Raw genomic sequence first — 13,292 nt, forward strand, 5'->3', positions numbered from 1 at the left:
GAATTACACGAACAGGCACTAAAAAACATGTCAAGAATATTTAAATTTTTTCTAAATCTTATTCCGAGACCCTTATTAATAAGGCTCAGCTATGTTATTAGACCTATTCTGGCTTTTATCTTAAGAGGAAACACCTATACGGACCCAATTGATGGTAAAGGATTTAGAACTTTTTTACCTTATGGTTACGGTAAACAACGTCCAAATGTACTTTCTCCGTCGACGCTTTCACTCGAGCGCCATCGCCTATTTTGGTTATATCTCACTAATGAGACTGAATTCTTTTCAAAATCAATTAAGGTCCTACATTTTGCACCGGAGCAATGTTTTTTGAAGCGCTTCAGAAAGCTCAAAAACTTAAACTATACTACTACAGATTTACTTTCACCTATCGCCGATGTGAAAGCCGACATTTGTAATTTACCGTTTGAAGACAACAGTTACGATGTCATTTTCTGTAATCATGTTTTAGAACATATTCCAGACGATACGAAAGCTATGCAAGAACTCTATCGAGTTATGAAACCTGGTGGTTGGGGCATTTTCCAGATCCCACAAGATTTAGGTCGCGAGGTTACCTTTGAAGATGATAGCATTACCGATAAAGCAGAACGTGCTAAAATATTTGGGCAATACGATCATGTTAGAATATATGGTCGCGATTATTTTGATAAACTGCGTTCAATTGGATTTCAGGTTGAAGAAATTGATTATACCAAACAACTTTCAAAAGAAACCATTGATAAGTATCGATTAGCGAAAGGTGAAATAATTCCTTTGGTGAGAAAATAAAAAAAGCTGCACAAAAAACGAACAAAAGTGCAGCTTAAGGGATATTAATTGTTGTTAATAGTATCTATAAGACACAGCACTTTTGAATTGGTCACATTTTATTCAGGAAAGTTATTGAGGCTTAAGGTGTTGAGTTCCTTGTTCTCATTTTCATAAATAAAATAGGCTTTTAATTCTGGTCGGGTTTCTAAAAATGTTTTCACTTTTTCAATGCCCATCGCCTGAAAAGCAGTAGCATAGGCATCTGCGGTCATACAATCTTCTGCAATAACAGAAACACTTAAAACATTGGTTTTTGTTGGATACCCCGTTTTGGTATTGATAATATGAGCATATCGGTTTCCGTTTTCATCGGTTTTAAACTTACGATAAGTACCTGAGGTTGCCATGGCTTCATCTTTTAGGGCTAAAGCTCTAAAAACTGACTGCTCGCCATCAAAACGTGGTTCGTCTAAACCTACCTTCCAAGGAGAATCTTTTTCGATATTTTTGCCTTTCACACGAATCTCTCCGCCTATTTCAACCAAATAATGATCTACATTTTTAGATTCTAAGAATTCAGCTATCACATCAACACCGTAACCTTTCGCAATGGCATTAAACTCTATATAACTGGTTTTGGGTTTCACAATTCTACGTGCCACCAAACCAATTCGATTTAATCCAACAAATTGCATAAGGCTATCTATTGTGGTACTATCGGTTAGAAATTTATTGTTTTCTGCTCCGAAATTCCAGGCATTTACCACATTGCCAATTGTAGGGTCAAAAACGCCCTCTGTTGCTCTATAAATATCTTTTGAAGAAGCTAGCACACGCTCAAAATGTTCATCTAAAATAACATCTTCATTTCTATTTACTTTTGAAATATCTGAATCTGGAATGTACGTCGACAAAGACTGATTAACCACGGCAAATAAGCTGTCGATTTGATTAATATAATTAGTCCCTTCATTATCTGAATATTGAATATTAAAACCTGTACCGAATACTGGTCCGGAAAGTTTAATCAATTCAACTTGCTTTTTATCTTCCTTGCAAGACAAACTGAGGATTGCAATGACGACTAAAAACGTGAATTTTTTCATGTTATAAAATTTAATTTCGACTGAATTTGGTTTGAATTAATTCAGATTCATTTCTATGACTTGAATACCATTGTATTCAATAAGATATTCTTCATTCAAATAAACTGGTAGATCTTCACCATTGGGATTTCCTAGTCCTACACCAGCATACAAAACCTTGGCATCTTTTTCATAAGCGTGCTTCTTGAAGGTTTCCATCCAAACCACATCATAATTATTCGGGTTTTCAGGAAGCAGTACTGCTCTAACCACCACAAAAAAATATTGATTGTTTTTATCAATGCAGACAAATTGTGGATGGCGTTTCAATTTGCTATTTACTGCAATAAATTCAAAACCACGTGCTTCGAGATCTTTACCGACGTGATTCATGGCCAGGTTATGTAATTCTTGTGGACTTAAAGCTTTGCTCATACTATTCCCGCGAAAGCGGTAAAATTTGTTTTAGCAAAGATACGAAGATGCTTACTTAAATCGAACAAATTTTGAATTTCCGAAGGTGTAATTAGAGACGGAAATTACCGCATCATCTTCTAAATAATACCAAGGTGTATGAATATTATCTTCGAGGTTTTTAACCAAATGAACACTCTGTGCTGGGGTATTTCCTTGAAACAATAAAAACAACTTATCTCCATCAGCATTAATCACTTCGTCGCAAAGCATAACAATATGCCCTGGCGAACCACCTTTAATAAGCATATCTCCTATTTTTAGATCTTTTGCTTTTACAGCGTCTAGCTCATGATACAGCGATAATGTCCCTGAATAGGTATAAATTAGGTATAGAAACTTATAGAAATTGGTTTTCGAATGATCCTCGGTGGCGGTCTTATGAAAGCTCACTTTACTGCCATTTATTTTTGGGCGATAACCTTGAGCGTAAGATTTCCATGAACAATAATGTCCTGAGGTAAAATTAAAACCGATCTCATCTTTCCTGTTATTGTCCCAAAGGTATTCACTCCGAACTCTAATAAGTGCATCTGCGCATTGTTGCAGTCCGTTCTTGGGCACAGGAATATCTAAAATTCCAATATGTCCGCCTTGCCAGAAATATTCAGAATCATCGTAGTTAATGATTTTACTTCCAAAGGGTTTGAGTTTATAATTTCTCAAGTATTCTTCAAAACTACCTTTCGGATAAGCAACTCGCGTATACCCTTCAGGCACCTTAACTCGAGTGCGAATAGTTAGACTATCTTTATTAATTAAACTAGGTGTTTCCACATAGGCAATCACCTTATTTACTGTTTTTTCAACAGGTTTTAACTGAAAGGCTAAAAGCACGATCGCTACGATAACCACAATAAGTAATAATCTCTTCATAGGTACAGAACGTCTTTTATAACAAGTTTCGTATTAAATTTTTATTTTTACTTTCAATGAAGAATTATCCGCTTTCTAAACGTATTGGTCTGTTCTTAGGCCCATTGTTATTTATTGGTCTTCAATTATTTTCATTTGAGCTTATTTCAAAAAATGCAGATACCGTTATTGCTACAGCAATTTGGATGATCATTTGGTGGATCACAGAAGCAGTTTCCATTTCGGTGACATCATTATTACCCTTACTCATCTTTCCACTTTTTAAGGTTATGCCTATGGCCGAGGTTGGGGCAAATTATGGGAGTCCGATCGTATTTTTATTTTTTGGAGGGTTTGTTTTAGCACTTGCCTTAGAAAAAGTAAACCTGCATAAGCGCATTGCCTTGAGCATTATTAAACTCACTGGTACAACACCAAATAAGGTTATTCTTGGTTTTATGCTAGCAACGGCTTTTATGAGCATGTGGATCAGTAATACTGCCAGTACAGTTGTGATGTTACCCATTGCACTTTCGGTAATTCATCTATTGATTAATGACGAAGACGGATTTACAAAAAAAGACCGAAACTTTGCGCTTAGCGTAATGTTGGGCATTGCCTTCTCTGCAAATGCAGGTGGTATTGCCACTATTATTGGTACACCACCAAACTCGGTTTTGATTGGTCTTCTTGAAAACGAATACCAGATCGAGGTCACCTTTCTTAATTGGTTAGTGATGGGACTTCCGTTTTCGGCTGTATTGATTACGATTATCTATTTTATTCTTATTAAGTTATTTCCAAATAAAGGATTGGTTTTCGATGCTTCAAAGTCGGTAATTAACGAAGAACTGAAACAATTAGGTAAAATTTCACCCAAGGAAAAACAAGTGCTATATACCTTTGCAGTAATTGTTTCGCTTTGGATTTTCAGGACGTTGATCAATAAACTCCTTCCAGATTTAGCAATAGATGATACCATGATCAGCGTCTTAGGTGCTATTGCTTTATTTGCCATACCGCACAACCTTAAGAAAGGCGATTTCATACTACATTGGAGCGATACAAAAAAGTTAGCCTGGGGCATTCTTATTCTCTTTGGTGGTGGTTTGGCACTCGCAAAAGGTATGTCTGCCACAGGAATTGTAGATATCGTTGCAAACGCTATAGCTAGTAGTAATATTAGCATTCTACTTACAGCTTCACTATTAATTGTTCTGATGCTGTTTATGACTGAATTAATGAGTAATGTAGCTTTAACAGCTGTTTTGGCACCCGTTGTTGCAGGTATTGCTATTGGCTTGGAATTACCAATCTTATATTTATTAATACCTGTAACCATGGCAAGTAGCTGTGCATTTATGCTACCAATGGCCACACCACCAAACGCGATTGTCTTTGCAAGTGGTTACGTGAAAGTACATCAAATGGCTAGAGTTGGAATTATTTTGAACTTGATCTCGGTTGGATTGCTCATCTTGATGTTTCAGTTTGTTATACCATTGATCTTTTAGCCTATGAACTACTTTAGAATCTTTATTCTTACAGGCCTGTTATTATGTTTTAGTTGTGAAGAAACCAAATCACTACCAGACCCTTTAGAAGCCGGCTGGAAAGGCGAAAAGGTATGCGAACTCATTGAAGATAATGATAATGTACGTGTGTTGCGATGCACATTCCCACCTAACGTTGGGCATGAAAAACATTATCATAGTCCACACTTTGGTTATGCCCTTTCTGGTGGTAAATTTAGAATTACAGATAGTTCTGGTTCTAGAGAGGTTGAAATACCAACAGGCTTTAGTTTTACCAATGATGAAGAGATTGTGCATGAAGCTGTAAACATTGGCGAGACGACTGCTGTATTTTTAATTATTGAGCATAAATGATACTTTTTTCTTATCTTCATAATTGAAAAAGAAAAAGAGTTACAAATGAATACTTCAAATAGATTTGATGCTGCTGTAAGTAAATTGTACACTGCATTTCACAACAATACCTTAAATCCGGAAGACTGCACACAGTGTGCCGTTGGAAATATTCTAGATCAAAAAGATAGCTGGAAACACCTAACCGACATGCACGGTTCTGTTAAGCTGAATTATGTTGGATTAGTGCATCAAAATTTAGGAAGACGATTTAACGGTTATACACCGCTTGAACTCCTTCAAATTGAAGCCTCATTCTTGAAAGGTTGTGGTTATCGATTGGGAAATCATTTCTGCCATAAACCAGACTTTATTAAAGATAAAGACATCTTATTCAATGGTCTTAGTGAAGTTGTTGCAACTTTATGCCGATTAGACCAACGAGATAATGTAATGGATTGTTCAAATCTGTTCAATTACGAAGTGAAACAACTCGCAATTCAAGATTAAAAATTTACCCTATAAACTGAAAAAGCCAGTTCATTTAAAACTGGCTTTTTTATTTCATTTTTTGATAAACCTCTTAGCGACTAGCCACCGAAGTCATCAAATCTGATATGCTCATCTGGGATTCCGAAATCTTCTCCCATTTTCTGAACAGCTTGGTTCATTAATGGTGGTCCACAGAAGTATAATTCTATATCTTCTGGTGCCTCATGATGATTCAGATAGTTGTCGATCACACAGTTGTGAATGAAACCTACAAACCCATCTCCTGCTTCATCATTGATATCTGTTTTCACTTTCCAGTTATCTTCTTCTAATGGCTCAGAAAGTGCCATATAGAATTTGAAGTTAGGGAAGTCTTTTTCTAATTCTCTGAAGTGCTCAATGTAGAACAACTCACGTTTTGAACGTCCACCATACCAATAGGTTACTTTACGACCAGTTTTGATGGTTTTAAATAAGTGATATAAGTGTGAACGCATTGGCGCCATACCTGCACCACCACCAACGTAAAGCATTTCACTTTCAGACTCATTAATAAAGAATTCACCGTAAGGTCCTGAGATGGTTACTTTATCACCTGGTTTCTGAGCGAAAATATAAGATGATGCGACACCAGGATTTACAGCCATCCATTGGTTTTTAGCTCTGTCCCATGGCGGCGTAGCGATACGTACATTCAACATAATTTCGCGCCCTTCTGCTGGGTAAGAAGCCATAGAATAGGCACGCTCAACAGTTTCATTGTTTTTCATTACTAATGGCCATAAACCAAACTTATCCCATTCCGCCTGAAACTTATCTGGAGTATCATGCTCTTCTGGATGGGCAGTAATGTCAATATCTTCGTACTTAATTTCGCAAGGTGGGATTTCAATTTGAATATATCCACCAGCCTTATAATTCATCTCTTCAGGAATTTCAACAACAAACTCCTTAATAAATGATGCTACGTTATAGTTACGCACAACAGTTGCTTCCCATTTCTTAATTCCGAATACTTCTTCAGGAATGGTAATTTCCATGTCTTGCTTCACCTTAACCTGGCAAGCTAAACGTGCTCCATGTTGTAATTCTTTTCTTGAAAAGTGAGGCGTTTCCGTTGGAAGTGCTTCACCACCACCTGAAAGTACGTGGCATTCACACTGAATACAAGTTCCACCTCCACCACAAGCAGATGGTAAGAAGATCTTGTTTCCACCTAAGGTTGAAAGTAATGTACCACCAGAGGCTACTTCGATTTCTTTTTCACCGTTGATCTTGATCTTAACTGGACCAGAAGGTGATAATTTTTGTTTTACAAATAATAACAATGCAACTAACAATAAGGTTACCAATAAAAAGGCACCCACAGTAGCTACTATAGTTCCGATCGTATTTGCGGCTAATATCATCATGCTCATCAATTACTTATTTGTGTTTTGAGCTAGTTCTAAGTCAGACTTAGTTGTAGCTTCTTCTTTATTAATTTCTTCTTCAATAACTTCGATAGACGCAGCTTTCTCTTCTTTCTTTGCACCTTCGTCACCACCTGTTAACATTCCACCAAAACTCATAAATCCGATGGCCATAAGCCCAGTAATGATGAATGTAATTCCGAGACCTCTTAATGCAGGAGGCACACTGCTATATCTTATTTTTTCACGTATTGCAGCAATTGCTAAGATCGCTAAGAACCATCCAATTCCTGATCCGATACCGTAATTTAAAGCAAGACCTAAAGTCGCAATTTCTCTAGATTGCATAAATAATGATCCACCTAAGATCGCACAGTTTACTGCGATCAATGGTAAGAAGATACCTAAGGAGTTATATAAGGATGGTGAGAACTTCTCAACTACAATCTCTACCAACTGTACCATTGTTGCAATGGTTGCGATGAACATAATAAAAGACAAGAAACTAAGATCGTAACTTGCATATTCTGCACCTAACCATGATAAAGCACCAGGTTGTAATATGTATTGATCTAGCAACCAGTTCAGTGGAACTGTAATTGCTAATACGAAAATTACAGCGGCACCAAGACCAACAGCTGTTGAAACTTTTTTAGATACTGCCAGGTAAGAACACATTCCTAAGAATGTGGCAAATACCATGTTATCTATAAATATCGATTTAAAAAATAATTCTACGTGTTCCATATTTTTAGTATTCAGTATTCAGTGGTCAGTCTTAAGTATTATTTTACTGTGACTGCCAACTGCTTACTAATTTTAGTCTTCGATTAATGCTTTATTCCTTGTTCTCTGTACCCAGATAATGATACCTACAACGATCAATGCCATTGGTGATAATAGCATAAATCCATTGTTTTCGTAGCCGTATGCGTAAAGTCCGGTTTTTTCAATAGGATCTCCTAATACAGGAATTCCTAATAAGGTACCAGAACCTAATAACTCTCTGAAGAATCCAACGATAACAAGTATAATACCGTATCCTAAGGCATTACCAATTCCGTCTAGGAATGATCTCCAAGGTCCATTACCAAGTGCAAAGGCTTCAAAACGTCCCATGATAATACAGTTTGTAATAATCAAACCAACGAATACTGAGAGTGTTTTACTTAATTCATATGCAAATGCCTTCAAAACTAAATCCACGATAATTACAAGCGTTGCAACAACGATAAGCTGAGCAATAATTCTAATTTTTGAAGGAATAATATTTCGCATTAATGAGATCACAACATTACCAACACCCATTACGAATAATACAGATATTGACATTACGATCGAGGCCTCGAGTTCGGCAGTAATTGCTAATGCAGAACAAATACCTAATACCTGAATGGTAATTGGGTTATTGTCAGTTAGCGGGTCTAAAATTAGTCTACTATCTTTTGCCATAGCTTATTTTCCTTTTAATGAATTAAAGTAAGGTAAGTACAATTTCAAATCTTTTTTGATCATCGCTGTAACACCATCGCCAGTAATTGTTGCACCTGCAATAGCATCTACCTCATTATCAGTCTTGTCGTTATTCTTTGGATCGGCATTACCTTTAGCAACTGTAATACCCTTAAACTCTCCATTTTTAGATAATAGATGCTCACCAATAAAATCGTCCATAAAATAACGCTGCTTGATATTTGCACCTAAACCTGGAGTTTCACCTTTGTGGTCGAAATACGCTCCTTGAACTACCATATTTTCATCTAAAGCCACATAACCCCAGATAGCATCCCATAAACCTTTACCACGTATTGGCGCTACGTAAACCGTTTTCCCATCCGAATTTTTTCCGACGAATAAAGGTAATTTACGTTCCTTACCATCCTTAGCATTTGCTTGTTGCTTTTTTACATCGATCAGGTACGGCTCCTGATTTGTTTCTTCAAAATACTCGTCTCTAGACTGCGTTTTAATAACCTTACCATCAGCATCAATTGTAATCACAATTTGATCTGCTACATTCTGATCGAAAGCTTCAGGTGCTTTATCTGTAGAAATGAAAACAGCACTTGTTTCATCATTTTCATTTATGCCCATTGCATAAAGGATATTTTGCTGTTTTTCTAACCTTTGATTTTCTGTAATCTTAGGTTTTAATGATGATGCTAAGTAGGCCAATAAAGCACCTACAACGATCACCATACCTATGGCAAAAATTACAGTGTATGAATTTTTATCTGTTCTGTTTTCCATCGCTATGCAACTTTAGCTTTTAAACGTTTCATTCTTTTCTTCACATTTCCTTGTACCACGTAGTGGTCAATAGTTGGTGCAAATACATTCATTAGAAGAATAGCTAAGAATACACCTTCTGGATATGCTGGGTTGAATACACGGATCATAATTGATATGAAACCAATAAGGAAACCGTAAATCCACTTTCCTTTATTTGTTTGTGATGCCGTAACCGGATCTGTTGCCATATATACAGCACCAAACAGTATACTTCCAATTATTAAATGTTGCCAGAAAGGAACGCTCATTAAGCCATAGAATTTGCTCGATTCGCCTATCCATCCTGCATCAACAACACCGTTAAATATTAATCCCATTACCAAGGCACCAATAACTGTACTTAGCATAATTCTCCAGCTTCCGATTTTAGTGAAGATGAGGAATAATGCACCAATGATGATTAAGAATTTTGAGGTCTCTCCTACAGACCCTGGAATAATTCCCCAGAACATATCTGCATAAGAATATAAGTCGGCTGCACGGTCACCATAAGTAGTTACTGTATCTGTACCTGCTACGGTTAGTTCTTGTCCTGATTTAGCGTAATATCCAAGAAGCGTCTCACCTGAGAAAGCATCTAAGTTTTCACCGGCTGCTATGGCTGCATCGCGTTCAACCGCTCCGTGAACCCAAACTTTATCACCAGACATCCATGTCGGATATGCGAAGAATAAGAAGGCACGAATTGTCAATGCTGGATTTAGAATATTCATTCCTGTACCACCAAAAACTTCTTTACCGATCACAACTCCGAAGATAACTGCTACGGCTAACATCCATAAAGGAATATCAACTGGTACAATTAAAGGAACCAACATTCCTGTTACTAAGTATCCTTCTTCAACTTCGTGACCTTTTATAATAGCAAATACAAATTCTACGGCCAATCCTACACCATAAGACACAACTACTAAAGGTAAAACCTTCCAAAGTCCGATGACTAGGTTATCCCATGTCCAGAATGATGCTCCTAAAAATCCATCAGCAGAATCAATTAAACCTTGTGCAACATAGTGTTGATAACCCGCATTGAACATCCCAAAGATCAAACACGGTACCAATGCCAAGATTACTGTATTCATGGTACGCTTTAGATCGTCGGCTGCTTTAATATGAGTTCCACCGTGAGTTGTTTCATTTGGTGTGTACAAAAAGGTAAAAAGGGCATTAAATCCTGGGAGCCACTTTTTATCCTTATTTTTTACTTTAAAATTGTGTAAGTTTTGTTTTAAACCCATTATCCTATCTCTTTAAGCATTAAATCTAATCCTTCTCTAATTATTTTTTGATGTGGCTGTTTAGACACACAAATAAATTCTGTCAAAGCAAAATCTTCAGGTGCAACTTCATACATACCTAAGGCTTCCATTTCATCAAGATCCTTATACATACAAGCTTTTAAGATTTGCATTGGATAAATATCTAATGGAAATACTTCCTCGTAGCTTCCAGTCACTACAAACGCACGGTGTTCTCCGTTTGTGTTTGTGTTGAGATCATATTTTTTCTTTGGATTTAACCAAGAGAACGTAAATGCTCTGGAAGTTGAAACCTTATTAAATATTGGTTTGTTCCAACCGAAGAATTCATAATCATCACCTTCAGGAATTACAGTAATCACATTGCTGTAATAATCTAAATTTCCGTCTGGAGCTATTTGCTTTCCAGATAAAACGTTTCCTGAAATGATGCGATCGTTTCCATCCTTTTCAACACCATTATCGTAAATCATAGTGGCCACTTCAGAACCAATCTTCGTCTTAAAATATCTTGGTTTTTTCACTGAAGAACCAGCGAATGCGATGATGCGCTCAGCATTAAATTTACCAGTTAATAAGAGCTCACCAATAATTACAAGGTCCTGGGCATTGACTGTCCAAACGATTTCTCCTTTATTAATTGGGTCTACTTTATTAATCAATGTTCCTACATTCCCTGAAGGATGCGGACCAGAAACTTTATGAGTAATGGCATCATTCAAATTTGCTAATGGTGAATCAGTACTACCTACTGAAATATGAACATTGCCTTCTGTTAGTTTAGCTAAGGCAGAAACTGCGGCTTGTAATTCTGCTTTCTTATCAGCAAGCGTGAAATCGAGATCCGCCGCCAGAGGTGCACTTGCATAGCCAGAAATGAAGATAGCTTTTGGTGTACTATCCGCTTTTGCTATCACATCATAAGGACGTTGTTTTATAAACGCCCAGCACCCTGATGCTAACAAGTGTTCTTTAATTTTGTCGGCATCTGCTGACATATCAAATTTACCGTGATCAACGAACGACTGTTCCTTATCTGCAGTAATTTTTATCGCGTCTATACGACGTCTTGGTCCACGTTGAATCTCTGTTACTTCACCAGATACAGGTGATACAAATTTCATTGCTTCGTTATCCTTATTGTAAAAAAGCGTCTCACCTGCTTTAACACGTGTACCTTCTTTTGCAACAAGTTTTGGAATTATACTGTGGAAATCTTCAGGTCTTATAGAATAAAAGTTGCTAACAATGGCGTTTTCTGTAGTTTTCTCGGCTTCGCCAACCAACTTTATGTCTAAACCTTTTTTAATTCTGATGTCTTTTGACATATACTTAAAGATTAGTTATCTAAAAATCCGTGCAAATTTAAGAATTAATGCTCAAATAATTTTTAATTTGACACATCTTTTTTATTTATAGCCATTATAAATAAGTTAAATATTCAAAGGCATGGATTTTGATTATATTTATAGCAATGTTTTATCAACTCCAAATGAAAAAGACGTTTTACAGCTTACTATTACTTGTGTTATTACCAATGACAGCAATGGCTCAGGCCGTTGAAGTAAATCCACCTGATTTTATAAAAACGATTACGTTTAAAAGTAATACCACCCAAGGTCAGCTTCCGATTCTAAAATTAGGTGAGCCACTTATCCTGGAATTTGATGCCCTTAATGCTAATGAAGAAGACTTTTATTACGTCATTGAGCATTTCAATTTTGATTGGACGCCCTCAGTTTTAGTGAAAGCTGAATATTTAAGAGGACTCGATAATCAACGAATTCTAGAATACTATAATTCATTTAACACGTATCAGGTCTATTCGCACTACAAGCTTCAAATTCCGAATATTCAAACCAGAGGACTTCTTAAAAGTGGAAATTATATGATCTCCATTTATGACGAATACGACGAGCTTATGTTCAGTAGAAAATTTATGATCTATGAAGATTTGGTTAATGTAGGTGTGCGCGTTAAACGTTCGAGAGATGTTACTCTTATCGATGAGGTTCAGTCTGTTGATCTCGTAGTGGCTACAAATAGTATCAACTTTAATAATCCACTTGAAACTATTAAGACCTTAATTATTCAGAATAATAATTTAAATACAGCTATTTCAGATCTTAAACCTCAATATACGCTTGGCAATGAGCTTATTTATCGGTATGATACGGAATCTGCCTTTTGGGGCGGGAATGAATTCCTATGGTTTGAAACTAAGGATGTGAGGACCTCTAATATTGGTGTTCAATTTATAGATCTAGATGATATTTATCAAAGCTATCTGTATCCCAATAGGGCTCGAACAGGCAGACCCTACACCTATAACCCAGATTTAAATGGAAACTTTCAAGTCACCGCTGCCGATAGACTAGATACTGATATTGAAGCAGATTACACTATGGTTCATTTTTCACTTTTTCAAAATGAATTGAAAGGAAAAGACATATATGTATATGGTAATTTTAATGCCTTTGCTTTAGAGCCTTTAACACGAATGGAATATAATTCTGAAGCTGGGAAATACGAAGTCAGTTTCCGACTTAAACAAGGGTTCTACAATTACAAATATGTAGTTGTCAATCAGGAAACGGGTGAATTAGATGAAGGTGCCATTAGTGGCAATTACTGGCAAACCGAAAATAACTATAAAACTTTAGTTTATTATAGAGATCTTGGAGCTCGTTTCGATAAATTAATCGGTTATGGTGAAACCACCTCAGTAGATATTTCTAATTAAGTTGTAAGGAATTGTACTTATTTAGACTAATTTTCTTG

Annotated in this window: 14 protein-coding genes; 5 read left to right on the plus strand and 9 right to left on the minus strand. The window is 36.4% G+C overall.

Annotation, left to right across the window (positions count from 1 at the left end; translation table 11 throughout):
• The first annotated feature begins 27 nt into the window (after positions 1-27).
• The gene (locus tag DDY94_RS00500) at positions 28-792 is read left to right on the plus strand and encodes a class I SAM-dependent methyltransferase (RefSeq protein WP_111682071.1); all 765 of its coding nucleotides are present in this window, start codon (positions 28-30) and stop codon (positions 790-792) included.
• Between the two features lie 98 nt (positions 793-890).
• Here the strand turns inward: DDY94_RS00500 and DDY94_RS00505 are convergent, their stop codons facing one another.
• Genes DDY94_RS00505 through DDY94_RS00515 form a run of 3 tightly spaced genes read right to left on the minus strand, consistent with a single transcriptional unit; the run spans position 891 to position 3,209 of the window.
• A complete protein-coding gene (locus DDY94_RS00505) occupies positions 891-1,880 on the minus strand; it encodes an FAD:protein FMN transferase (protein ID WP_111682072.1) in 990 nt (329 codons plus the stop codon).
• Between the two features lie 36 nt (positions 1,881-1,916).
• A complete protein-coding gene (locus DDY94_RS00510) occupies positions 1,917-2,294 on the minus strand; it encodes a Na(+)-translocating NADH-quinone reductase subunit F (protein WP_111682073.1) in 378 nt (125 codons plus the stop codon).
• 51 nt (positions 2,295-2,345) lie between these two features.
• The gene (locus tag DDY94_RS00515) at positions 2,346-3,209 is read right to left on the minus strand and encodes a DUF4846 domain-containing protein (protein WP_111682074.1); all 864 of its coding nucleotides are present in this window, start codon (positions 3,207-3,209) and stop codon (positions 2,346-2,348) included.
• A 56-nt stretch (positions 3,210-3,265) separates the two neighbouring features.
• Between DDY94_RS00515 and DDY94_RS00520 the strand changes: the two genes are divergently transcribed.
• The 3 genes from DDY94_RS00520 to DDY94_RS00530 are packed head-to-tail and all read left to right on the plus strand — an operon-like array spanning position 3,266 to position 5,566.
• The gene (locus tag DDY94_RS00520) at positions 3,266-4,702 is read left to right on the plus strand and encodes an SLC13 family permease (protein WP_111682075.1); all 1,437 of its coding nucleotides are present in this window, start codon (positions 3,266-3,268) and stop codon (positions 4,700-4,702) included.
• A 3-nt stretch (positions 4,703-4,705) separates the two neighbouring features.
• Positions 4,706-5,077 (plus strand): cupin domain-containing protein, encoded by a 372-nt coding sequence (locus DDY94_RS00525; protein ID WP_111682076.1) that lies wholly within the window; start codon positions 4,706-4,708, stop codon positions 5,075-5,077.
• Positions 5,078-5,122: 45 nt separating this feature from the next.
• The gene (locus tag DDY94_RS00530) at positions 5,123-5,566 is read left to right on the plus strand and encodes a Na(+)-translocating NADH-quinone reductase subunit F (protein WP_111682077.1); all 444 of its coding nucleotides are present in this window, start codon (positions 5,123-5,125) and stop codon (positions 5,564-5,566) included.
• 80 nt (positions 5,567-5,646) lie between these two features.
• Here the strand turns inward: DDY94_RS00530 and nqrF are convergent, their stop codons facing one another.
• From nqrF to DDY94_RS00560, 6 genes are all read right to left on the minus strand, one after another.
• Positions 5,647-6,957 (minus strand): NADH:ubiquinone reductase (Na(+)-transporting) subunit F, encoded by a 1,311-nt coding sequence (gene nqrF / locus DDY94_RS00535; protein WP_111682494.1) that lies wholly within the window; start codon positions 6,955-6,957, stop codon positions 5,647-5,649.
• Between the two features lie 12 nt (positions 6,958-6,969).
• Positions 6,970-7,707 (minus strand): NADH:ubiquinone reductase (Na(+)-transporting) subunit E, encoded by a 738-nt coding sequence (nqrE, locus tag DDY94_RS00540; protein WP_111682078.1) that lies wholly within the window; start codon positions 7,705-7,707, stop codon positions 6,970-6,972.
• 72 nt (positions 7,708-7,779) lie between these two features.
• Complete coding sequence (locus tag DDY94_RS00545) at positions 7,780-8,412, minus strand: NADH:ubiquinone reductase (Na(+)-transporting) subunit D (protein WP_111682079.1); 633 nt, start codon at positions 8,410-8,412, stop codon at positions 7,780-7,782.
• A 3-nt stretch (positions 8,413-8,415) separates the two neighbouring features.
• Positions 8,416-9,210 carry a Na(+)-translocating NADH-quinone reductase subunit C gene (locus DDY94_RS00550; protein ID WP_111682080.1) on the minus strand — a complete coding sequence of 265 codons (795 nt, stop codon included), beginning with the start codon at positions 9,208-9,210 and terminating at the stop codon, positions 8,416-8,418.
• 2 nt (positions 9,211-9,212) lie between these two features.
• Positions 9,213-10,490 carry an NADH:ubiquinone reductase (Na(+)-transporting) subunit B gene (locus tag DDY94_RS00555; RefSeq protein WP_111682081.1) on the minus strand — a complete coding sequence of 426 codons (1,278 nt, stop codon included), beginning with the start codon at positions 10,488-10,490 and terminating at the stop codon, positions 9,213-9,215.
• Positions 10,490-11,839, minus strand: coding sequence for a Na(+)-translocating NADH-quinone reductase subunit A (locus tag DDY94_RS00560; RefSeq protein ID WP_111682082.1), 1,350 nt, complete (start codon positions 11,837-11,839; stop codon positions 10,490-10,492). Before DDY94_RS00560 ends, DDY94_RS00555 begins: the two co-directional genes overlap by 1 nt.
• A gap of 164 nt (positions 11,840-12,003) precedes the next feature.
• Between DDY94_RS00560 and DDY94_RS00565 the strand changes: the two genes are divergently transcribed.
• Positions 12,004-13,254 (plus strand): type IX secretion system plug protein, encoded by a 1,251-nt coding sequence (locus DDY94_RS00565; protein ID WP_111682083.1) that lies wholly within the window; start codon positions 12,004-12,006, stop codon positions 13,252-13,254.
• Positions 13,255-13,292: the final 38 nt, after the last annotated feature.

It is taken from the genome of Winogradskyella tangerina (assembly GCF_003260205.1).
In the GTDB taxonomy this organism is placed as follows: domain Bacteria; phylum Bacteroidota; class Bacteroidia; order Flavobacteriales; family Flavobacteriaceae; genus Winogradskyella; species Winogradskyella tangerina.